Below are 21,785 nucleotides of genomic sequence, written 5' to 3' on the forward strand. Positions count from 1 at the left end.
GGCCGCGGAAGGGCGACTCAGGCGGTGGACGGCTGGATCTCCCCGGCGAAGACGATGACCTGGTCGATGAGGCTCCGCCGCAGATGGACGACGTCGGTGCCCGCCAGGCGGGGGCCTCCGTCCGGCGTGGTGAAGACCCACTGGTAGCGGGCCCACTCGTCCGGCATGTCCACGGCCGAGCAGCGCACCATCGTGCCGGTCCCCGCCGGATGGCGCCGGATGTCCAGCACGAACCGCTCGACCGCCTCGATCCCCTCACTGCGGCCCAACGGCCCCCAGAAGACCACGTCCGAGGTCAGGGCCTGGGAGAGCAGCTGCGTCACATAGCTGTCGTCCGAGGCGTTGAAGGCGGAGATGAATGTGTCGATCGCGGACCGCGCGGTCTCTTCATGCATGCACCAGTAATACCAGTCGCTTCGCGGGACGGTCGCCGCACCGGCGAGCAGCACTAGTGGGGCAGTTCGACGGAGAGGTACGGGGACAGCGCGCGGAGAAAGCCGGGTGCGTCGAAGAGTTCGCCGGCGGAGGCGACGCCGACGGTCCTGGTCCGGCCGGTGAGGACGCGGTGCACCGCTTCCACCGCGAGCGGCGCGGTGACCGCGTAGATGTCCTGGCCCCTGGCCACGGCCCGCCGTTCCTCGCCGCCGGCGCGCACCACGACGTCGACGACGAAGCTCTGGTCCGACCTGCCGCGCTCGTCGACGGCGGCCGGCGTCGGCGTGTCCGGGGCGGAGACCTCCCTGGCCGCCTCGACGGTCATGTAGGTGCGCACCTCGGGGACGGCCAGGTGGCTGGGGACGGTGACGACGTCGGCCATGGTGAAGTCCCCGATGACGGAGCGGGTGCCCAGCGGCTCGGGGAAGTGCCAGTCAAGGACGGGCAGTTCGTCGTCGTGGTGGTCGAGGCGGCCGCTGGTGTAGCGGAGGCGTCGGCCGTTGCGGCGTTCCTGGGAGACCTTGCCCGCGGCGCGGGTGCCCGCGGTGGGGTGCCAATGGCTCAGGCCGTACGCGATGTGCGCCTCGTCGGCCTTCGTCCAGTCGCCGGCAGCGGCGGTGACCAGCAGATCACCGAGGCCGCCGTAGAAGGCCATCGCGGGCACGATCACCGCCCCCGCGGCGCGGGCGCGGTCCGCGAAGTGCGTGAACGTGTCGGCGTTGGCCTCGATCTCGGCGGCCACGTCCACGTACGGGATCCCGGCGCGCAGCGCCGCCTCGATCACGGGGGCGGCGGTCGTGGCGAAGGGCCCGGCGCAGTTGATGACGGCCGCCGTACCGGCCAGGGCGTGGTCGAGCGAGTTCGCGTCGGCGGCCGACGCCACCCGGGACTCCGCTCCGGGCACGGACGCCGCGAGCGCGGCCAACTTGTCGGGGTCGCGGCCGGCGAGAACCGGGACGAACCCGCGGTCCCGCAGGTGTGCCACCACGAACCGCCCGGTGTGCCCGTACGCGCCGAACACCAGCACCTTGTGTCCCGATCCCATGACGTCTCCCCGCTCTCGCAACGGCCCGCTGCCGCTGACCCGCCGATCAACTGATCCGCTGCGTACATCCTGGTGGGGGCGGGCGGTCGCCCACGAGTGTCCGGAACGACATGACCCGTACAATTCCAGACATGGGCTCTGTCGCGCTGGCCGTCACGGACGGCATGCTGCACTTCGAACTGTCCGTGGCGTACGAGGTGTTCGGCTCGGCGCCGGCCGGGGTGGCCGTCCCCTGGTACGACGTCGCCGTCTGCGGGTCGGGGGCGGTGCGGGTCGGCCGGTTCCGGCTGGAGCCCGACGACGGGCTCGACCGGCTCCGGCGGGCCGACACCGTGATCGTCCCCGGCTGGGCGGACGTCGACGTGGACCCGCCCGCGGACCTGGTCGGCGCGGTGCGCGCGGCCCATGAGGCGGGCGCGCGCGTGGCGTCCCTGTGCACGGGCGCGTTCGTGCTGGCCGCCGCCGGCCTGCTGGACGGCAGGCGCGCGACCACGCACTGGGCGCACACCGCGGCCCTGGCCGCCCGCTTTCCCCGTGCCGAGGTCGACCCGGACGTGCTCTACGTGGACAACGGCAGCGTGCTCACCTCGGCCGGCAAGGCCGCCGCGCTGGACCTGTGCCTGCACCTCGTCCGCCGCGACCACGGCTCGTCGGTCGCCAACGCCGTCGCCCGCCGCCTGGTCGTCCCGCCGCACCGTTCGGGCGGCCAGGCCCAGTTCGTCACCGCGCCTGTTCCCGCCCAGTACGACCACCCGCTCACGGCCCTGCTCCCCTGGGCGGTCGCACGCCTCCACCAGCCGCTGACCGTGGAGGACCTGGCGCGTGCGGCGCGGATGAGCTCGCGCCACCTGGGCCGCCACTTCAAGGCGGTCACCGGGACGACCCCGCTGCAATGGCTGCTCACCCAACGGATCCAGCGCGCCCAGGAGTTGCTGGAGAACACCGACGACAGCGTCGACACCATCGCGCAAGCCACCGGCATGGGCACGGCCACGACTTTGCGCCGCCACTTCAACCGCACCGTCGGCGTGCCCCCGGACAGCTACCGCCGCACCTTCCGCTCACGGCCCGGCCACGACGCGGGCCTCTGACGCGGGCGCCTGACGCTGGCGTCGAGCGGTCGCGCTGGGGCGGATCACGGCGGCCGCCGTACCATGCGCGGACATGACTACGCCCACCTGCGAAAACATCCGCCCTTTCCGCATCGACATCCCGCAGGACGCCCTGGACGATCTCCATGACCGTCTCGACCGCGCCCGCTGGCCCGACGAACTGCCCGGAGTGGGGTGGGAGTACGGCATCCCCCGCGGCTATCTGAAGGAACTCGCGCACTACTGGCGGCACACGTACGACTGGCGAGCGGCGGAGGCCCGGCTGAACCGGTGGCCGCAGTTCACCACCACGGTCTACGGCGCCCGGCTCCACTTCGCCCACATCCGCTCGCCCGAGCCGGACGCGACGCCGCTCCTGATGACCCACGGCTGGCCGGGGTCGATCGTCGAGTTCCTCGAGGTCGCCGGGCCGCTCACCGACCCGCGCGGGCACGGCGGCGACCCGGCCGACGCCTTCCACCTGGTCCTGCCGAGCATCCCCGGGTTCGGCTTCTCCGGCCCCACCCAGGACACGGGCTGGGAGATCCGGCGGGTGGCCGCCGCGTTCGCCGAGCTCATGGAACGTCTCGGTTACGTCCGCTACGGGGTCCAGGGCGGCGACTGGGGAGCGGCCATCAGCCGCGAACTCGGCCGGACCCGGCCGGAGAAGGTCATCGGCGTACACCTGAACCTGCTGCCGAACTCGACCCCCGCCCAGGAGCCCGGCGAGGAGGAGCTGCAGGCGCTCGACCCCGACGAGCGCGAGCGGGCGCTGGCCTCCTGGGAACGCTTCCAGGCATGGGCCCGGGACCGTCAGGGTTATGCGGACATCCAGTCGACCCGCCCCCAGACCTTGTCGTACGGCCTGACGGACTCCCCCGTCGGCCAACTCGCCTGGATCGTGGAGAAGTTCAAGGAGTGGACCGACTCCCGGGAGCGCCCGGAGGACGCCGTCGACCGTGATCAGCTGCTCACCAACGTCATGGTGTACTGGCTCACCGGCACCGCCGGATCAGCCGCTCGCCTCTACTACGAGCGGGCGCACTCCGACTTCCAGGGCAACCCGCCCCTGCCCTCCTCGACGCCGACCGCGCTGGCCGTCTTCCCGCACGACAACTTCATTCCCCTGCGCCACATCGCGGACCGCACCAACAACATCGTCCAGTGGACGACGTACGACCGGGGCGGCCACTTCCCGGCGATGGAGCAGCCTCAGGTGCTCGTCGACGACGTACGACGGTTCTTCCGGGCCAACCGGCGGGCGCGCACGGCCGTGGTGAACACGTTCGAGGGTGATCAGACGCCGGCGGCCCCCTCACTCCCCCAGTGAGGGGGCCGCCACAGTCGAGCGGCTCGCCGAGCCGGTGGAGGCAATCGCTCCGGCCTCAGCTCTCGAACCGGTCCTGGGCGTCGTCCGCGGCGTCCTGGGCCTGCTCCTGACCCTGCTGCCGCCGCTCCTGAGCCCGTTCCTGCCCCTGCTCACGACGCTCCGACGCCTCGTTCTGAACACCGTCCCGCGCCTTCTCGGCCTGCGCCTTCAGCTGCTCGGCCTTGTCCTGAAACTGATCCTTGATGCCCACGACGGGCTCCTTTCCAGATCGGGGATCTGTTCACAGGCTTGAGCACAGCTCCGTGGATCGCACGTCGAACAATCACAGAACGTCACCGCGTGAGGAGTGGCCCGGTCACCGCCCGGCCTCCGCGCCGTCGCAGCGGGCCAGATCCCGCAGCCAGGCATGGGCCGTGCCGTCGGACGGTGCGCGCCAGTCGCCGCGCGGCGAGAGGGAACCACCCGCCGACACCTTCGGCCCGTTCGGCATGGCCGAGCGCTTGAACTGCGCGAAGGCGAAGAAGCGGCGGCAGAAGACCTCCAGCCAGTGCCGGATCTCCGGCAGGTCGTACGCCGTCCGCTTGGGCTCGGGGAAGTTGGGCGGCCAGGTGCCCGCCTCCTGGTCGTGCCAGGCGTGCCAGGCCAGGAAGGCGATCTTCGACGGCCGGAAGCCGTACCGCAGCACGTGGTGGAGGGTGAAGTCGTGCAGCGCGTACGGGCCGATCGTGGATTCGGTGGACTGCGGCTGCTCCCCAGGCACCAGCTCCGGGCTGATCTCCGTGTCGAGGATCGCGGCGAGCGTCGTGCCGGTCTCCTCGTCGAACTGGCCGCTGGTGATGACCCAGCGGATCAGGTGCTGGATCAGGGTCTTGGGCACCCCGGAGTTGACGTTGTAGTGGCTCATCTGGTCGCCCACGCCGTAGGTGCACCAGCCGAGCGCCAGTTCCGAGAGGTCGCCGGTGCCGAGCACGATGCCACCGCGCTGGTTGGCGAGGCGGAACAGGTAGTCGGTGCGGAGCCCGGCCTGCACGTTCTCGAAGGTGACGTCGTACGTCGGTTCGCCCGCCGCGAACGGGTGGCCCAGCTCCCGCAGCATGAGCCGCGCCGTCGGCGTGATGTCCAGTTCCGCCGCGGTGACGCCGAGCGCCCGCATCAACCGGTGGGCGTTGCCCTTGGTGTGGTCGCTGGTGGCGAAGCCGGGCAGGGTGAAGGCCAGGATGTCGCTGCGCGGCCGGCCCGCGCGGTCCATCGCGCGGGCGGCGACGATCAGCGCGTGGGTGGAGTCGAGGCCGCCGGACACGCCGATGACCACCTTCGGCTCCCCGATCGCCGCCAACCGCTGCCGCAGTCCGGCGACTTGGATGTGGTACGCCTCGTAGCAGTCCTGGGCGAGCCGGTCGGGGTCGGCGGGCACGAACGGGAAGCGCTCGACGCGACGCAGCAGCCCGAGGTCGGCCGTCGGCGGGCCGAGCCGGAAGGGCACCTGGCGGAAGCCTCCCGTACGGGCGGCGTGGGCGCGGCGGTTGTCGTCGAACGTGCCCATCCGCTGCCGCTCCTGGCGCAGCAGGTCGAGGTCCACGTCGGCGAGCGCGTACTGCTCGTCCTGCGGGAACCGCTCGGACTCGGCGAGGAGCACACCGTTCTCGTAGATCATGGTCTGGCCGTCCCAGGAGAGGTCGGTGGTCGACTCGCCCTGGCCGGCGGCCGCGTACACGTACGCGGCGAGGCAGCGCGCCGACGCCGAGCGGCACAGCAGCCGCCGGTCCTCGGCCCGGCCGACGGTGATCGGGCTGCCCGACAGGTTCACCAGAACGGTCGCGCCCGCGAGTGCCGCCTCCGCGCTCGGCGGCACCGGAACCCACATGTCCTCGCAGATCTCCGCGTGCAGCACGAGACCCGGAACGTCCTCCGCCGCGAAGAGCAGGTCCGTCCCGAAGGGCACTTCCACGCCGCCGACCCGGATCGTCCCGCCGCGCTCGTCGTCGCCCGCGGCGATCTGCCGCCGCTCGTAGAACTCCCGGTAGTTGGGCACGTACGACTTGGGCGCGACGCCGAGGATCCGGCCGCGGTGCACGATCACCGCGCAGTTGTAGATCCGGTGGCGATGGCGCAGCGGGGCGCCGACGACCAACACCGGCAGCAGATCGGCCGACCCGGTCACGACGGCCGTGAGCGCCTCCTCGACCTGGTCGAGCACCACGTCCTGAAGCAGCAGGTCCTCGATCGAGTAGCCGGACAGGCAGAGTTCGGGGAAGACGGCGACGGCCGCCCCCTCGCCCGCGCACCGGCGTCCTTGTCGCAGCACCGCTTCGGCGTTGGCGCCCGGGTCGGCGACGGCGGCATGGCCGGTGCACGCGGCGACGCGCGCGAAGCCCTGTTGATAGATCGACCAGAAGTTCACCGGGACTCCGCGTCCAGCCAGGGCCGGTGTCCCGGTCCGCTCGGGTGGGTGCCGGTGACGCCCATGACCACCGAGTAGAGGCTGGTCTCCGCCGTGATGAAGAGGCGGTTGCGCTTGGCGCCGCCCCAGGAGATGTTGGCGACCGCCTCGGGGACGTTCAGCCGCCCGATCAGCGTGCCGTCGGGGTCGTAGCAGTGCACGCCGTCGTCCATGGCGGCGGCCCAGAGCCGCCCGCCGTCGTCGAAGCGGAGGTTGTCGAAGCGGGCGGCCTCACGGGCCCCGGCTTCGGCGAAGACGTCCCCGTCCGACAGCGTGCCGTCCTCCCGGACGTCGAAGACGCGGATGAAGCCCGCCCGGGTGTCGGAGACGAACAGCCGCCGTTCGTCCGCCGAGAAGACCAGGCCGTTCGGGGCGCCGAAGCAGTCGGCGACGAGCCGCACTTCGCCGGTGCCGGGGTCGACGCGGTAGACGTTGTTGGAGCCGATCTCGCTCTGCGCGCGGTGGCCCTCGTAGTCGCTGGTGATGCCGAAGTCCGGGTCGGAGAACCAGATCGATCCGTCGGACTTCACCGCCGCGTCGTTCGGGCTGTTCAGGCGCTTGCCCTGCCAGCGGTCGGCGAGCACCGTGACCGTGCCGTCGTGCTCGGTCCGGGTCACCCGGCGGTTGCCCTGCTCACAGGTGATCAGGCGGCCTTCGCGGTCGAGGGTGTTGCCGTTGGTGTGCCCGGCGGAGCGCCGGAAGACGCCGACCGCGCCGGTCTCCTCGTCCCACCGCAGCATGCGGTCGTTGGGGATGTCGCTCCAGACCACCTGCCGCCACGCGGGTACGTAGACGGGCCCCTCGGCCCATCTGCAGCCCGTGTACAGCACTTCGAGGCCGTCATCGCCGTTCATGCACCGCCCGGAACGGAAACGGTCGTCGAACATCTCGTACAGCGCGGGGCGCTCGCTGTTCATGGCGCCTCCCCTTTCCACGGCTGGCAGAAGCTCCTACGGCACAGAGCATAAACACCAGGATGAGATATGGTGATAGCAAGACTCGCCCGAATGGAATGCAATGGATCACATCGACCGTAACCTGCTGGAGCGGCTCCAGCAGGACGCCACCCAGTCCTACGCGGCACTGGGCGAGGCCGTGGGCCTCTCGGCCGGCGCCACTCATGAACGCGTACGGAAACTGCGCGAGCGCGGCGTGATCCGCCGCACCGCGGCCGAGGTGGACCCGGCGGCGGTCGGCGGCGGCGTCCTGGCCTACGTGACGGTCGACTCGACCTCATGGATGGGCGACGCGGCGGAGAGCTTCGCCGCGCTCCCCGAGATCCTGGAGGCGCACATCATCGCCGGCAGCGCGTCGGTCCTGGTGAAGGTCAGGACCGCGACCACCGAGCAACTGCAGGACGTGCTGCGGCGGTTGTACGCGATCGACGGAGTGAGCGGGACGCAGGCGACGGTGGTCCTGGAGACCTTCTTCGAGCGGCCGGTCTCGCCCCTGATCGCCGATCAGGACTGACTTCGGGCCGGGCAGATCGCCCGGGCCGAGAGCCTCACCCCGTCAGCGCGCTGCGCCCGACACCCTGCGAATGGGCGAATATGCGCGGACATGGGGCATTGGTGGATGTACTAGTTCATGTCCTCGACCAAAGTTCCGCACTGGAGTGACATGCGAATCCGTACCATCCCCCTTACTCTCAGCCTCGCCGCCCTCTCCCTCGTGGGCACCGCAGGGAGCGCGGCCGCCATCGGCGACGACAGCGGCACCACCAGCGCCAGCGGCAACGGCGCCAAGCAGTCGTTCGGCAACAGCAGCACCGACGGCAAGCAGAGCGTGCAGCTCTCCGCGGTCCAGGGCTCTTTGAACAAGCTCTGCCTCGGCGTGCCCGTCAAGGCGAACATCGGCTCCCTCGTCGGGCTCCTCAACATCGCCGTGCAGGACATCCCCAAGGGCGACGAGCCGCTGTCGCACATCCTCAGCGACATCCCGGTGCTGTCCGGCAACGGCCGGGCCAACGGGTGAACCGAGCGCCCTGCGGGCCGGCGTCGCGCGGTCCGCAGGGCGCTGCCCGACACTGTCGGGGGGGTAGGGTCCGCGCATGGCAGATGCGGTGGACGCTGAAGAACTTCTGCGACGTATCCGGGCTGCGCGCGACTGGGCAGTCCGTGAGGAACAGCAACTCGACGCGGCGACACGGGCGGCGATCGACGAGACCGACGTACTGGGCCTGACCATCCGGTCCAGCGCATTCGAGGCCGTACGCCAGGCCCTGGACGAGATCCTCCGGCCCGGTACCCACGAGAACACCGACTGACCATGGGGACGGGAGCTGACGTGTCGCAAGGGGAGCCGGGGGACGCCGGCGACCCGGGGCTGCTGGACGAGTTGTCCGTCGACTGGTCCAGACCCGAGCAGCCCGTGCTGCTGGACAGCCGCGGCCTGCCCATCGACACCTGGCGGGAGAACTACCCGTACGACCGGAAGCTGCGCCGCCAGGAGTACGAGCGCGCCAAGCGGGTCCTGCAGATCGAGCTGCTCAAGCTGCAGAAGTGGGTCAAGGACACGGGGCAGCGGATCGTCGTGGTGTGCGAGGGCCGGGACGCGGCCGGCAAGGGCGGCACGATCAAGCGCTTCACCGAGCGCCTCAACCCTCGCGGGGCGCGCGTGGTCGCGCTCGACAAACCGACCGAGCGTGAGCGCGGCCAGTGGTACTTCCAGCGCTACGTCACCGAGCTCCCGTCGGCCGGGGAGACCGTGTTCTTCGACCGCTCCTGGTACAACCGCGCCGGTGTCGAGCGCGTCATGGGCTTCTGCTCCCCGGAGGAGTACCGGCACTTCCTGGAGCAAGCCCCGCTGTTCGAACGGATGCTCGTGGATGACGGCGTACTGCTGGTGAAGTTCTGGTTCTCCGTGTCCCGCGCCGAGCAGCGCACCCGTTTCGCCATCCGCCGCGTCGACCCGGTGCGGCAGTGGAAGCTCTCACCGACGGACATCGCCTCCCTGGACCTGTGGGACGCGTACACCGCCGCGAAGATCGACATGTTCCGCGCCACCGACACCGCGCACGCCCCCTGGACCGTGGTGAAGACCAACGACAAGCGGCGCGGGCGGCTGGAGGCCATGCGCCACCTGCTGTACCGGTGCGACTACCCCGCCAAGGACAAGGACGCCGCCGGCAGCCCCGACCCGCTCATCGTCGGCGCGGCGGACACCCTGCTCGAACCGGGCGAGGAACTCACCGACCTCTCCCCCACCCCCCTGGCCGACAACGCGGCCGGCCCGGGAAGCCACCCGGCCGAGGGCACATAGCCGACTGACCACGCCCGCCATCCGCCTTTCAGGCGGTGGCCGGCGATGCCGCCGCGAAGTGGCGTGCCACGGCGTGGAACGACTCCTTCGGCTCCCAGTGCCAGCGCGGCGTCGGATCGTTCTCCGTCTTCCAGATGGCCTTGGTGAGGCTGTAGCTGGCGATGTCGAGGTCGTGGCGGCGTTCGCGGCGGTGGGGAGCGTCCGGGGAGACGAACTGGTACACCATCGCGGCGTGCAGGTTCATCCGCTCGTACACCTTGAGGACCTGCGTCAGGTACTGGGCCTGGGTGTGTTCGCTGCGCCGCACACCGGGGCGGATCTCCGGCTCGGGCTTGTCGTAGTCGACCACGTCCCAGCCCATGCCGCCGGCTTGGGGCGCGCCGTCGAAGGTGCAGGTTCCGCACTCCGTGATGGCGACGGGCTTGCCCCACCGGCGGTAGGGGCCGAGCTCCTTGACGTAGCCGCGCGGGTCCGGGAAGTAGGAGTAGTAGTTGACGCTGACGAGGTCGAACAGGTCCCAGTCGACCCGGTCTCCGTGTGCGGAGCCGTACGTCAACGGCCCGTGGAACACCCGGCGGGCGGTCCTGGCGGCCAGGCCGATGAACCGGTCGAGCTTCCGCTGTGCCTCTTCCGGGTGCCAGTTTCCGTTCTTCATGTTCTCGATCCGCTCGACCGCGTTGTCGCCGGGGACGATGCCGGGCACGAAGAGGAGGAACTCGCACCCCACGCTCAGGTACACCCCCGCGCCCTGCCGGCGCAGCCGCTCGGCCTGCCTGCCGGTCTCGGCCAGGTGGTCCAGGATCTGCCGTTCGGGGAGGTCGGCCAGGCGCGGCTGGAGCCATACGTGCAGCCCGTTCTCGGCCGCCTCGGTCGCGGTGGCGGTCAGTCGCCCGACGCCGGTGCCGTAGGCCACCACCGAGTTGGCGTGCAGCTCGCCCTTGATGGTGCGCATGTCGGAGCGCATCCGGCTGCGGTTCCAGCCCGTGTGCGGCGTCTCGCCGTCCGCGCACTCGTACATCACACCGCGGCGGGCGAGACCGCGCCGGGGCTCCGTCCGGCCGCCCGCCGGGCGCGTGCCGGCGGCCGCTTCCCCGGCGAGCGCCGTGCCCAGCATCGCGCCGGCGCCGACCGCCGCCGCCCCGGCCAGGAAACTCGCTCGCGTCATCGCTGCGTCGCGCATCAGGTACTCCCACTCCCACGTCACCGACGGACGTTCCCAGCGTCGGGGCCGGGCGGGGCCCTGATCATCGGCCATCGGTTCTCGTCGCGGTAACCAAAGTCGATGCCGCTACTCGTCCTCCGGCGCGGCGGTCATCTCCACGTCGATCACGCCCGCGTTCTCGAACAGTTCGGCGGTCAGCTCACCGCTGTTCCCGGTCCCCTCGAGTTCGAGCAGGACGCGGGCGGCGGAGTCGGCTCTGCCGGGCAGCCGGTCGACCTTGACCTGCAGGATCCGAAACCCGCGTCGGGTGCACGTCTGCATCAGCCGGGGCAGGAGCGCGCTGCCCGTGCGGTACGTCATGCGCAGCTCGAAGGCGGCGCCCGTCGCTCCCGGGAGCAGGCGCCTGGCCAGCCGCGGATAGCCGCGTACGACGATGAAGTGCAGGGCCGTGACGGCCACGGCGAGGACAGGCAGGCCCCCGCCGCACGCCATGCCCACCGCGCAGGTGAGCCAGATCGTCGCCGCGGTGGTCAGGCCGCGGACGGCGTCCCTGCGTACGAAGATGAGGCCGCCGCCGATGAATCCGATCCCGGAGACGATCTGCGCGGCCACACGCGAGGGGTCGAACGACACGTTGTCCAGGCCGAGGACCTGGGTGAAACCGTGCTGGGAGATCTCCATCATCAGCGCGCTGGCGATGCCCACGAGGGTGTGCGTGCGCAGCCCGGCGCTCTTCTGCCGCGCCGCGCGTTCCCACCCGATCAGGCTCGACAGCAGCAGGGCCAGCCCGAGTTCGGACAGTTGCCTGGGCCCCTGCCCGTTGCCCACGTGCCACAGGGGAACCGCCACACCGGTCACGCGCACCTCCTGCCCGACTTCGCCGCACAGCTCGCTTCGGATCTTGTTCCCTCATCGCCCGCGTTGCATCACCGCCGCCCGCCGAACTCCCAGTCGTGGACCTCGATGTCCGCGTACCGCTCGGGGACGAGGACGGAACGTGCCGCGGCCGGGTCCGGGGCGCGGAGCAGCACCGCCGTGCCCAGCCAGGTGGCGCCGTCGTCGGACAGCAGCGGCCCGTACGCGATCAGCTCGTCCTTGTCGGGCGGCATGACGATGTCGGCGGGCTCGCCCGAGCCGAAGCCGAGGACCAGGTAGCGGTTGCCGCCGGTCGGGCCGCCGGGGAAGTCCCACATGGTGCGTCCCAGCGTGTTGTGCCACCGGCGCAGCAGCACGTCGCGGTACACGCCGGCCTGGTGGTTGGGCTCGTCGAAGGCGAAGGCCCGGGCGGCGGCGGGGTCCGGCAGGTCGACGATGTGCAGGCTGCCGGAGGGCGTTTCGCCGTCGGCGGCGAAGGTCGGGCCGCGGGCGATCAGCTCCGTCGCGTACCCGTCCATGTAGGACCAGTGGTCTGGCAGCAGTTCGCCGCGCAGGGTGACGGAATCGGGCCGGTCGCGGTGGTAGCAGAGGAACTCCATGCCGAGGGACTCTCCCGCACGCGCGGCGGCACCTCAACGGAGTTGTGAAGTGAATCACGCCGGTGGACTGTCACGGTTCACCGGTGCGGGGTGTCTCGATGGGCAGCCGAAGAGAGGAGCCGGATGTGAGGCAGAGAAGTCACCGCGTGAACGTGATGGGGGTGGACGCGGACCGTGGCTGAGGACGCCTTCACCGAACACCGTCCGCTGTTGTTCACCATCGCCTACGAGATGCTGGGCAGCGCCGCCGACGCCGAGGACGTGCTGCAGGAGAGCTATCTGCGGTGGAGCGCGGTCGATCCGGACACCGTCGAGCATCCGCGTGCCTATCTGGTGCGCGTGGTGACCCGGCAGGCCCTCAACCACCTGCGCGCGGTGCGGGCGCGGCGCGAGGAGTACGTCGGTACGTGGCTGCCCGAGCCGATCCGTACCGCGCCGGATGCCGGCGAGGACGTGGTCCTGGCCGAGTCGGTGTCGATGGCGATGATGCTCGTCCTGGAGACGCTGAACCCGAGCGAGCGCGCCGTGTTCGTGCTGCATGACGTGTTCGGCTACACGCACGGAGAGATCGCCGACTCGATCGGCAAGGCCGAGGTCACCGTCCGGCAGATCGCCCACCGCGCGCGGCGGCACGTGCAGGCGCGGCGGCGCCGCTTCGAGCCCGCCTCCGACGCCAAGCAGGAGGTGGTCCAGCGGTTCCTGCGGGCGGCCGCGACCGGTGAGGTGCAGGGGCTGATGGACCTCTTGGCGCCCGATGTCGTGGCGATCTCCGACGGCGGCGGCAAGGTCGTCGCCGCCCGTAAGCCGGTCGTCGGCGCCGACGACGTCGCCCGCTTCGTCCTCGGCGTGCTCCGCACCACCAGCACCACGCGGACGCGGGTCGAGCCCGCCACGTACAACGGCATGCCGGCGGCACGCTTCCTCACCGACGGCGCCCTCGACTGGCTGGTGGCGTTCGAGATCCACGACGGATCGATCACCGGCATCTACGGCGTACGCAACCCGGACAAACTGCACCGTGCCGACGCGGTGCGGACACTCGACAGAGGAGAACACCAACCATGGAAACCATGACCGTCGAGCGCGTCATCGCCGCCCCGATCGACGACGTGTTCGCCTGGCTCACCACGACCACCAACTACACGCGCTCGCCACTGGTGCTGCGCTGCCGCCTGGCCCGGCGCGGCGAGGGCGCGCCCTACGGCGTCGGCGCGGTACGCAGTCATCTCTGGGCCATCGGCTGGCTCCGCGAGCGCATCACCCGCTACGAGCCGCCGTACGTCACCGAGTACGCCGTCGAGCGCAGCTTCCCGCCGTCCCGGCACGAGCTCGGCCGGATGACGTTCACCGAGGTCGAGGGCGGGACCCTGGTGAACTGGACCACCCGCGCGGAAATGAGCGCCCCGCTGATCGGGCCCTTCCTCACCCGGCACCTCGCACCGCGGATGATCACCGGCAGCTTCCGCAGCATCCTGGATGCCGCCGACAAGGCGCTGGCCCAGCCCCGGCCGCGCATGACGAACTCGCAAGGAGCCGACGCATGACGTCACATCCCTCCCCTCAACGTCTGGTCACCGATCCGCTGCCCGACATCCTGCGGGACGACGCCGGTCATGTGCTCATGAGCGAAGGGGACGTGGGCGATCCCGCGCGTCAACGAGCCGTCATCCAGGGTGCCTTCGAGGCGTGGCGGCGGCACCCGCTGCCGGAAGGCTTCCTCTCGCGTGCCTTCTTCGCCGGGACGGACGGCAGGACGGTCCTCGACTACGCCCAGTGGACGAGCGCCGAGGCATACCGCGCCTTCGCCCGGGACGAGGACGGCCAGGAGCTGGTACGCGGCATCCAGGCCGCCATCGGGGCGGACACGGAAGGCCCCGGCGTCTACCGGCTCTACCGCAGCATGAAGGCCGCGGCAGGAACGCCCGGTGTGACGCCGGGGGTTGTGGTGCGCGTCGCGTTCGACACCGACGGGGAGTCGACCGCGCGGAGGCTCGTCGACACCATCGTCGACCACTACGGGGGCGAACAGCCGCCCGGCGACGAGGGCGGGGGCCTGGCCTCCCACTTCCACATCCGCCAGGACGGTCTCAGGGTCGTCAACTACAGCGAGTGGACCTCGGAGGAAGCACACCAGCGGATGTTCGAGGGCCACATCGACGTCGAGGACGGCGGACCGATGGCGGTCATCAGGGAAATTCCCGGGGTGCGGGTGCTCGGATTCCGGCGCTTCCTGCCCGGACTCGGCCTTCGGCGCCCCTGACCCTCAGACCCGGTCCGCCACGATCAGCAGGTACTGGAAGCTGCCGTTCCCGTAGGCCGTCAGGAACGTTTCCTCGATGCCCGTCACCAGGTGGTCGGCCTGCTTGCGCAGCTCCCAGTAGGGCACGGCGGCGGCGGTCAGGTCCTCGACGTGCACCGGTACGAGCCGGTGGCGTGCCATGGCCCGGAAGTACTCCGAGCGGGGATGGATGTCGCAGATGTAGTGGGCGTTGATGAGGGACACCTCGCGGGACGCCCGGCCGTAGCTGTCGTTGTAGCAGCCGGTGATCGTCACATAGCGGCCGCCGCGGCGCAGCAGCCGGGCGTGCTCGGCGAACAGCAGGTCCAGCTCGACGTACATCGTGGACTCGTTGTTCCACGACGCCGCGTACGTGCCGGCGGGGAAGCCGGTGTCGAGCATGTTCAGGTGGTGGTAGCGCACCTTGTCGTCGATGTGCCGCTTGCGGGCCTGTTCGGCGGCGAAGTCGGCCTGTTTCCGGGAGATCGTGACGCCGTCGGCGTGACAGCCGTACCGCAGATGGGCCACGACCGAGCCGCCGCCCCGGCCGCAGCCCGCGTCGAGGACGCGGTCCGCCGGTGACAGCGGGCCGAGGTGCGAGGCCAGCAGGTCGGCCTGCGCCTGTTCCAGACGGTGGAGTTCGGCGGTGACGCGCTCCTGCCGCTCGGCGGGGGCGGAGCGGTCGGTCGAGTCGGTCGAGTGGGTGGGGTCGGTCGGGTCGGTCGGGTCGAGCACGGACCAGTCGACCTCTCCGACGCCGTAGTGGTGGTGGTAGAGGTCGTCGATCTTCCCGAGTTCGAGGTTGACCGGGTTCTCCTCGGCGTTCCAGTAGTCGGCGACGCGGCTCTGGTACGTGGACTGGGAGGGAACCGGTGCTGCTGTGGGCTCGGAGTCGGCAATGGTCAACGGTGACTCCTCAGGGCGGAGACGGCGATGGGTGGGGGTGAGAGGACGGCGCGCTACCAGTAGTTGGGCAGGTGGTAGCGGTGGGTGTTGGTGGCGTGCCACTCGTGGTTGCCGGACACCCAGGCGGCGAGACCCTCGGCGTAGCGCTCGACCAGGGGCGAGGTGGCGGACAGGACCGCGGACTCCTCCTCGAAGGCGTCCATGACCCTGTTGTGGATCTCGACGGCCTTCAGGTAGGCCGCCTTCAGGCCGCACCGCTCGTTGGCGGCGATGACCTGCGGCAGGTTCCAGTGGTGCGGGTCACCGGCCAGTTCCTTGGTGAAGGAGTACAGGTCGTTGACGAGGGTGGTGGCATTGCAGGCGAGAGCCGTGATCCGCTGGATCTCCGGGCGGGCGTAGAGCGCTTCGGGCAGTTCGTAGCCGTCGACGGCGTCGACGATGGACAGACAGGGGCGGAAGTTGTTGAACTGCCGCATCACCAGGTACTCCCACGTGCGCGGCACGTACCGGGTCTCGGCCCAGGCCGCCTCGCCGAGGTAGCCCAGGTGCAGCCGGGCGATGTCGTGCACGAACCGGCCGGTCTGGCTGGGCGTGGCGAGGGCGGCGAAGTCCTTCAGGGCCCAGTGGTACGAGCGCAGCGGCCCGTCGGCCTGCACCCCGCGGCGCCACTCCCCCTCGTACGCCGGATCGCCGTGGAACGGGTCGATGGCCGACTGGGCCAGGACCAGCCGTCCGCCCAGGCCGCGCGGCGAGCCGCCCCGGCCCTCTTCGGCCTCGCAGTAGCAACTGTCGACGAGGTTCTCGGCGAGCAGCAGCTTTCCCGCCGCGACGAGCCGCTCCAGGTCGGCCGCGCCCGGGTGCTGGAGCACCACGGCCCGGCCGAACTGGAAGCCCGCGAAGTCGCCCTTCCACGCCGCGGGGAACAGGTCGTGGCGGTGCGCCCAAGCCTCCAGTCTGTGGTCGACCTCCTTGACCTTCCCGGGGTCGGCGGGCACGGCGGGCCGGTGGCGCAGGCCGGGGATCGGGCCGCGCCGCCGGGTGCGCGGGGCCCGGACCGCACCGGGTGGCCCGGGCGGCCGCCACGGAGGCGTCCCGGACGGGGGCGGTGTGCTCATTCCGCGCTCCGCCCGATCTGGACGTTCTCCAGGATCCCGGCGGCGTCGGGCACGAGGATGGCGAGCGAGTAGTAGGCGGTGACCAGGTAGCTCATGATCGCGGCGGTGTCGATGCCCATGAAGCGTACGTTCAGGCCGGGTTGGTACTCCTCGGGGATGCCCGTCTGGTAGAGGCCGACGACTCCCTGGTCGGCCTCTCCGGTGCGCAGCGCGATGATGCTGGTGGTGTGCTGCGGGCTGACCGGGATCTTGCCGCACGGGAAGAGCGGGACGCCCCGCCAGGCGGGGACCTCGTGTCCGTCGACGTTCGCCGTGCCGGGCACGAGGCCGCGCCGGTTGCACTGGCGGAAGAACGCCGCGATGGCTTTCGGGTGGGCGAGCAACAGCTTGGTCTTGCGCCGCATCGAAAGGAGTTCGTCGAGGTCGTCGGGGGTGGGCGGGCCGGTGAAGGTGCTGATGCGCTGGCCGTAGTCGACGTTGTGCAGCAGCCCGAACTCGCGGTTGTTGACCAGCTCCCACTCCTGGCGTTCGCGGATCTCCTCGATGGTCAGGCGCAGTTGCTGCTCCGTCTGGTCCATGGGGTTGTTGTAGAGGTCGGCGACCCGGGTGTGGATGCGCAGCACCGTCTGCGTGAGGGACAGTTCGTACTCGCGCGGGGAGAGTTCGTAGTCGACGTATCCACTGGAGAGAGTGGGCTCCCCCACGTGTCCGGCATGCACGGGGAAGTCGGCTTCGCCCTTGCGGTTCATGGGTTTGCGCTGCCGCTCCGCGAAGGCGTCCAGGTGCGCCGCGAGCGAGGGCGCGCCGTCCACGATCTGCGTCAGCGCGTCCCACGGCAGCACCAGGACCACACCGGGTGTCTCGGCCCGTACCGAGGTGAGCCACAGCGGGTCCGCCCTGCCGACGGCCTCGTCGCCCATCTGGTCGCCGTCGGTGACGACGCCGATGACCTCCTCCTCGCCGAACTTGCCCGTGGCGTAGCGGGTGAAGCGGCCGTGCACGACGAGGTAGGTCTCGGTGACGGGCTGTCCGGCGTCGAAGAGGACCTCGCCGACGCGCACCTGGCGCACCCGCAGGCGGTCGGCGATCTCCTCCAGGACCGTGATGTCGGAGTAGCCGCGCAGGACGGGCAGTTCGGTCAGCGTCTCCGGAATGGCCCTGATGTCGTCGGCGCCGTTCTGCTCGAACTGCACACGCCCGCGGCCGATCCTGAGCTGGAGGCGCCGGTTGACGCGGTAGGTGCCGCCCTTGACGTCCGTCCACGGCAGCATCTTGAGCAGCCATCGTGAGGTGATGGCCTGCATCTGGGGTTCGGACTTGGCGGTGGTGGTGAGCTGGCGCGCCGCCCGGGTGCTGAGGCTGGTGAGCGGTGCCTCGACGACGGGCTCGTCGCCTCGTTCGGTGCTGGGTCCGGCAGCGCTTTCGGGTGTGGACACATGGCCTCCCTGTACGTGAACGGACTGACGTGGACGGACATGAGCGGACGTGCGCGGGGTGCGCGCGGATGCGCGCGCTTGCTGGTGCGGGCGCTCGGCGAGTGCGGGCGCGCCATACGGCGTGGGGGCGCACGGGAGTGTCCCGGGCCGGCGTGAGTTGAGGGGGACGGACGCGGGCGGGAGCGGACTGCCTGGTTCAGCCAAACAGCCCCGGGAGGGAGCACGGAACGTGGTACTGGAAGTGACCGGGTGCAGCGGGAGGTGCGGATCCCCCGAAAGGGCTCACCTTGGACAGGCGTGTGATTACACGCCGGTCGCGTCCGGCCCCGCACGCCGGGCGCGGCGGGCGCACGTCGGCCCCACCCGAAGGTGGGGCCGTGGGAACAACGCTCATGAACGCGGGAGGCGGCACCAGGCTCATGAAGGGGCGGGCACCGCGCTCATGCCACCCCGCGTTGGCGGATGTCCACGACGCCGGGCACGTAGGGCGGCCTGTTGTCGATCCGGCGGCGGTCCTCGGGGGACGCGAAGTGGCGGTCGAGACGGCGCACGGCCTCGGCCCAGTCGGCGCGGGTGCGGATGCGGTTGAGGCATTCGAGGACGAAGGGATCGTTCCACCGTTCCCGTACGCGCCGCCACACCTCGCGCGGTTCGTCGGTGAGCAGGCTGCCCACGGTGCCTTCGTAGATCGGCATGCCGCGCACCCGGCCGTCCGGTTCGATCTCGAAGGGGCGGAAGCTGGGAGTGCGCGCGAGGAAGTCCGGGTTCATCTGGACCTCGAAGTTCTCGGTGGTCTCCACCGTGACGGAGGAGGGGGCGGCCTCCTGGAGCCGGCGCCGGGTCTCGGGCGCGATCAGCTCGGCGACCTGCTCGTCGCTGAGCAGTTCGTGTTCGACGAACGAGGGCCGGCTGGCGAGGCCGGTGGGCACCACGGCACCGAAGTACACGGTCTCCAAGTGCGGGAACCGGGGGGCCAGCTCCGCGCACACCTGGTCCAGTTCCTGGTAGTTGCTGCGTACGACCACGTAGTCGATGCCGAACCGCGGCGCCGGAACGCCCGCCGCGAGCCTGCGGCCGACCTCCGCGTCGATCCGGGCGAGCGCGTCCGCCGCCCGGTCGAAGGAACCGGCCCGGCCGCGGATCCGGTCGTGCGTGGCCGCGTTGCCGCCGTCGACGCTCACCACGATCTTGGTGGCCACATCGGCGAGCGCCTCGACGGTCGCCGCCGGCATCGCCCATCCGCTGGTGTAGAGGAACACCCGCACGCCCGCGTCGGCGAAGTGCCGGGCGACGTCGATGATCCGCTTGATGGTCAGCGGTTCGCCTCCGCACAACGTGATCATCTGCGGTTCGAGGGAAATGATCGCGTCCGCGACCTTCAGCATTTCCTCGTGACTGAGATTCTTGGCGGGGCGCCTCCCCGACTCCGTATAGCAGTGATAGCAGCGCAACGGGCAGGCGAAGGTGACGTCCCAGATGACGGCATTGGGATTCACGTCGTCGTCCACCGTCCGGGCGCTCTTCGCGTTCTCGGCTTTCGCAGTCTTCTCAGCGCTTTCCGCGTTGGTCATCAGTGGTTCTCCAGGCTGAAGTCGGACACACATTCCTGGATCCGCACTGTACGAATCGATCGCGCCGCCGGTCGTCCGTAGTGGAGTACGCAATCAACGGCCCTTGGTACGCAGGGGCGTTGTACCTACGGGCACCGCCGCGGCCTCCGTACGCAGCGCGCCGAATTGCGTACTGGACTACGGATCTCTTTCCGCTCGACGCGGATTAGCGTTCCTTTCAGCCGAGAGCGAGAGGAGGTGCTTTCCCATGATGTATCCGCCCCCGACCACCGGCGGTAACTGACGACCGGCGGTGGCCGCTCCGCTTCCGGAGAGGAGCGGCCACCGCACCCACCACCGGCCACGTGGGCCGACGACCGCTGAAGGGTGAACAGGACCATGGCAGTCCACAACGGAGTCCTCGCACTGGTCCGGCAGTTGCCGCGGATCGCGCGCGGGCTGACCTTCGTCCTCGCGGCGCTCCTCGTCGCGCAGGCGGTGGGCAGCGCCCTGCTGCCCCTGGCGACGGGCCGGCTCGTCGTCGCGCTCACCGATACGCCGAAGTCCATGCGCGGTGTCGTCATCGGTCTCGCGCTGCTCGCGGCCGTCCTCCTCCTCGACATGGTCCTCGATCCGGTCAGGACCATGGTGGCCGCGCGCCTCGGCACCGCGCTCGACGGTGCGATGGCCCAGCGCACCGTCGAAGGCGCGCTGCGGCCGGCCCAGATCGGGCATCTGGACGACCCGGACGTGGCCGACCGGATCGAGCGCGCGCGGGCCGTCGGACTCGGCGCGCACCCGCCGGGTCAGGCGGTCACCGCGCTGGCCGGACTCGTGCCGTTGCGGCTGACCGGGCTGGTCTCGGCCGTCCTGCTCGGCTGGGCCGGCCAGTGGTGGATGCCGCTGGTCCTCGGCGCCGCCTGGGTGGTCACCGGCCGCTGGCAGGAGAAGGAGATCGAGCGGTCGGTGTCGGCGCACGCGGGTGAGACCGCGCAGCTCCGGCGGGCCGCGTATCTGCGTGACACGGCGACGACCGCGCCGGCGGCCAAGGAGCTGCGGCTGTTCGGCCTGCGCAGCTGGCTAGTCGAGCGGTTCGCCGTGGCCTGGTGGGACGGCATGGTGCAGATGCGCAGGGCCCGGGTGAGCCCGCGCCGGCACACCGTGGCGATCGTGCTCCTGCTCCTCGCGCACGTCGCCGTGGTGCTGCCCCTCGCCCTCCAGGCGGCTCACGGTTCGCTCGCGGTCGGCCAACTGGCCGTCGCGCTCCAAGCGTTGCTCGGCCTGTTCGCGCTCGGTTTCACGGGCGACCTGCAGTGGCAGTTGCACACCGCGAGCACGGCCGTGCCCGCGGCGCTCGAGGTCGGTGCCCTGGACACGGCAGGCGAACGCGGGCGTCTCGCCACCGTGGGCCTGCCCCGGCGGGAGATCCGGTTCGAGAAGGTGCGGTTCGCCTACCCCGGTGGCCGAGGACCGGTGCTCGACGACCTGGACCTGGCGATCCCCGCGGGCTCGTCGCTCGCCGTCGTCGGCGACAACGGCGCGGGAAAGAGCACCCTCACCAAGCTCCTGTCCGGGCTCTACCTCCCGGACGGCGGCCGGATCACGGTCGACGGCCAGGATCTGCGCGCCTACGACCCGGACGGCTGGCGGCGCCAACTCGCCGTGGTGTTCCAGGACTTCGTGCGCTACCCGTTCTCCGTACGCGACAACGTCGGCTTCGGTCACATCGAGACCGCCACCACCGACGCCGACCTGGCCGCGGCCACCCGGCTCGGCGGGTTCCTCGGCGTCGAGGAGGAGCTGCCCGACGGCTGGGACACCCCGCTCAGCGGCGCCTTCACCGACGGGACGGAACTCTCCGGCGGGCAGTGGCAGCGGCTCGCGCTGAGCCGCGCGCTGTATGCCGTCCGGCACGGCGCCCGGCTCCTGGTCCTCGACGAACCCACCGCGCACCTCGACATCGAGGCGGAACACGAGCTCTACGCGCGGTTCCTGGAGATCACCGCGGGGCTCACCACCATCCTGGTCTCGCACCGGTTCGCGACCGTCCGCCTGGCCGACAGGATCGCCGTGGTCGACGGCGGCCGGATCAGCGAGTTCGGCACGCACGACGAACTCGTCGCCTCCGGCGGCCGGTACGCGCGGATGTTCCGCGTCCAGTCCGAACCCTTCCAGCTGCACGGAGGAACCCGTCGTGCGTAAGAACGCGCGTAAGCGCAAGAACGAGCAAGCCGTCGTGCGCGAGCCCGCTGGGAAGGCCG

22 protein-coding genes are annotated in these 21,785 nt (G+C 70.8%); 10 read left to right on the plus strand and 12 right to left on the minus strand.

Annotation, left to right across the window (positions count from 1 at the left end; genetic code table 11):
* Window positions 1–17 precede the first annotated feature (17 nt).
* Window positions 18–395, minus strand: coding sequence for a hypothetical protein (locus STRAU_RS11180; RefSeq protein WP_016640401.1), 378 nt, complete (start codon window positions 393–395; stop codon window positions 18–20).
* Window positions 396–448: 53 nt separating this feature from the next.
* On the minus strand, window positions 449–1,480 hold the full coding sequence (locus STRAU_RS11185) for a saccharopine dehydrogenase family protein (protein WP_016640402.1): 1,032 nt from the start codon (window positions 1,478–1,480) through the stop codon (window positions 449–451).
* Window positions 1,481–1,611: 131 nt separating this feature from the next.
* Here STRAU_RS11185 and STRAU_RS11190 point away from each other — a divergent pair, with 131 nt between their 5' ends.
* Both STRAU_RS11190 and STRAU_RS11195 read left to right on the plus strand, forming a co-directional pair.
* Window positions 1,612–2,571 carry a helix-turn-helix domain-containing protein gene (locus STRAU_RS11190; RefSeq protein ID WP_016640403.1) on the plus strand — a complete coding sequence of 320 codons (960 nt, stop codon included), beginning with the start codon at window positions 1,612–1,614 and terminating at the stop codon, window positions 2,569–2,571.
* Between the two features lie 73 nt (window positions 2,572–2,644).
* Window positions 2,645–3,901, plus strand: coding sequence for an epoxide hydrolase family protein (locus tag STRAU_RS11195; RefSeq protein ID WP_016640404.1), 1,257 nt, complete (start codon window positions 2,645–2,647; stop codon window positions 3,899–3,901).
* Between the two features lie 55 nt (window positions 3,902–3,956).
* Here the strand turns inward: STRAU_RS11195 and STRAU_RS11200 are convergent, their stop codons facing one another.
* The 3 genes from STRAU_RS11200 to STRAU_RS11210 form a co-directional block, all read right to left on the minus strand.
* Window positions 3,957–4,151, minus strand: coding sequence for a hypothetical protein (locus tag STRAU_RS11200; RefSeq protein WP_016640405.1), 195 nt, complete (start codon window positions 4,149–4,151; stop codon window positions 3,957–3,959).
* A gap of 105 nt (window positions 4,152–4,256) precedes the next feature.
* Window positions 4,257–6,302, minus strand: a complete 2,046-nt coding sequence (locus STRAU_RS11205; protein WP_016640406.1) for an NAD(+) synthase — start codon at window positions 6,300–6,302, stop codon at window positions 4,257–4,259.
* Window positions 6,299–7,258: an SMP-30/gluconolactonase/LRE family protein gene (locus STRAU_RS11210; RefSeq protein ID WP_016640407.1), complete on the minus strand. Its 960-nt coding sequence runs from the start codon at window positions 7,256–7,258 to the stop codon at window positions 6,299–6,301. The genes STRAU_RS11205 and STRAU_RS11210 overlap by 4 nt, the downstream gene beginning before the upstream one ends.
* A 100-nt stretch (window positions 7,259–7,358) precedes the next feature.
* Between STRAU_RS11210 and STRAU_RS11215 the strand changes: the two genes are divergently transcribed.
* The 4 genes from STRAU_RS11215 to ppk2 all read left to right on the plus strand — a co-directional run bounded on the left by STRAU_RS11215 (window position 7,359) and on the right by ppk2 (window position 9,602).
* Complete coding sequence (locus tag STRAU_RS11215) at window positions 7,359–7,811, plus strand: Lrp/AsnC family transcriptional regulator (RefSeq protein WP_016640408.1); 453 nt, start codon at window positions 7,359–7,361, stop codon at window positions 7,809–7,811.
* Between the two features lie 150 nt (window positions 7,812–7,961).
* On the plus strand, window positions 7,962–8,315 hold the full coding sequence (locus STRAU_RS11220; protein WP_037658658.1) for a rodlin: 354 nt from the start codon (window positions 7,962–7,964) through the stop codon (window positions 8,313–8,315).
* A gap of 76 nt (window positions 8,316–8,391) precedes the next feature.
* Window positions 8,392–8,607, plus strand: a complete 216-nt coding sequence (locus STRAU_RS11225) for a hypothetical protein (protein WP_037658660.1) — start codon at window positions 8,392–8,394, stop codon at window positions 8,605–8,607.
* A gap of 2 nt (window positions 8,608–8,609) precedes the next feature.
* Window positions 8,610–9,602, plus strand: coding sequence for a polyphosphate kinase 2 (ppk2, locus tag STRAU_RS11230; protein ID WP_052029042.1), 993 nt, complete (start codon window positions 8,610–8,612; stop codon window positions 9,600–9,602).
* A 28-nt stretch (window positions 9,603–9,630) separates the two neighbouring features.
* On the opposite strand, the gene STRAU_RS11235 is transcribed toward ppk2, so the two are convergent.
* From STRAU_RS11235 to STRAU_RS11245, 3 genes are all read right to left on the minus strand, one after another.
* The gene (locus STRAU_RS11235; RefSeq protein WP_037658697.1) at window positions 9,631–10,782 is read right to left on the minus strand and encodes a hypothetical protein; all 1,152 of its coding nucleotides are present in this window, start codon (window positions 10,780–10,782) and stop codon (window positions 9,631–9,633) included.
* A 108-nt stretch (window positions 10,783–10,890) separates the two neighbouring features.
* Entirely contained in the window at window positions 10,891–11,622 is a 732-nt protein-coding gene (locus tag STRAU_RS11240; protein WP_016640413.1) for an MgtC/SapB family protein, read from the minus strand.
* Between the two features lie 68 nt (window positions 11,623–11,690).
* Window positions 11,691–12,239 (minus strand): YciI family protein, encoded by a 549-nt coding sequence (locus tag STRAU_RS11245; protein ID WP_016640414.1) that lies wholly within the window; start codon window positions 12,237–12,239, stop codon window positions 11,691–11,693.
* A 174-nt stretch (window positions 12,240–12,413) separates the two neighbouring features.
* On the opposite strand from STRAU_RS11245, the gene STRAU_RS11250 reads away from it, so the two are divergent.
* Genes STRAU_RS11250 through STRAU_RS38965 form a run of 3 tightly spaced genes read left to right on the plus strand, consistent with a single transcriptional unit; the run spans window position 12,414 to window position 14,499 of the window.
* Window positions 12,414–13,313: an RNA polymerase sigma-70 factor gene (locus STRAU_RS11250; protein WP_016640415.1), complete on the plus strand. Its 900-nt coding sequence runs from the start codon at window positions 12,414–12,416 to the stop codon at window positions 13,311–13,313.
* The gene (locus STRAU_RS11255; protein WP_016640416.1) at window positions 13,301–13,783 is read left to right on the plus strand and encodes an SRPBCC family protein; all 483 of its coding nucleotides are present in this window, start codon (window positions 13,301–13,303) and stop codon (window positions 13,781–13,783) included. Before STRAU_RS11250 ends, STRAU_RS11255 begins: the two co-directional genes overlap by 13 nt.
* A complete protein-coding gene (locus STRAU_RS38965) occupies window positions 13,780–14,499 on the plus strand; it encodes a hypothetical protein (RefSeq protein WP_016640417.1) in 720 nt (239 codons plus the stop codon). The genes STRAU_RS11255 and STRAU_RS38965 overlap by 4 nt, the downstream gene beginning before the upstream one ends.
* Window positions 14,500–14,502: 3 nt before the next feature.
* Here STRAU_RS38965 and STRAU_RS11265 read toward each other — a convergent pair whose 3' ends face one another.
* The 4 genes from STRAU_RS11265 to STRAU_RS11280 all read right to left on the minus strand — a co-directional run bounded on the left by STRAU_RS11265 (window position 14,503) and on the right by STRAU_RS11280 (window position 19,545).
* Entirely contained in the window at window positions 14,503–15,423 is a 921-nt protein-coding gene (locus tag STRAU_RS11265; RefSeq protein WP_016640418.1) for a geranyl diphosphate 2-C-methyltransferase, read from the minus strand.
* Between the two features lie 53 nt (window positions 15,424–15,476).
* Window positions 15,477–16,538: a family 2 encapsulin nanocompartment cargo protein terpene cyclase gene (locus tag STRAU_RS11270; RefSeq protein WP_037658662.1), complete on the minus strand. Its 1,062-nt coding sequence runs from the start codon at window positions 16,536–16,538 to the stop codon at window positions 15,477–15,479.
* Complete coding sequence (locus STRAU_RS11275; RefSeq protein WP_016640420.1) at window positions 16,535–17,974, minus strand: family 2B encapsulin nanocompartment shell protein; 1,440 nt, start codon at window positions 17,972–17,974, stop codon at window positions 16,535–16,537. The genes STRAU_RS11270 and STRAU_RS11275 overlap by 4 nt, the downstream gene beginning before the upstream one ends.
* A gap of 440 nt (window positions 17,975–18,414) precedes the next feature.
* Window positions 18,415–19,545, minus strand: a complete 1,131-nt coding sequence (locus tag STRAU_RS11280; RefSeq protein WP_016640421.1) for a radical SAM protein — start codon at window positions 19,543–19,545, stop codon at window positions 18,415–18,417.
* A gap of 378 nt (window positions 19,546–19,923) precedes the next feature.
* On the opposite strand from STRAU_RS11280, the gene STRAU_RS11285 reads away from it, so the two are divergent.
* Window positions 19,924–21,726: an ABC transporter ATP-binding protein gene (locus tag STRAU_RS11285; RefSeq protein WP_037658663.1), complete on the plus strand. Its 1,803-nt coding sequence runs from the start codon at window positions 19,924–19,926 to the stop codon at window positions 21,724–21,726.
* Window positions 21,727–21,785 lie beyond the last annotated feature (59 nt).

The organism is Streptomyces aurantiacus JA 4570, assembly GCF_000414115.1.
GTDB classification, from domain to species: domain Bacteria; phylum Actinomycetota; class Actinomycetes; order Streptomycetales; family Streptomycetaceae; genus Streptomyces; species Streptomyces aurantiacus_A.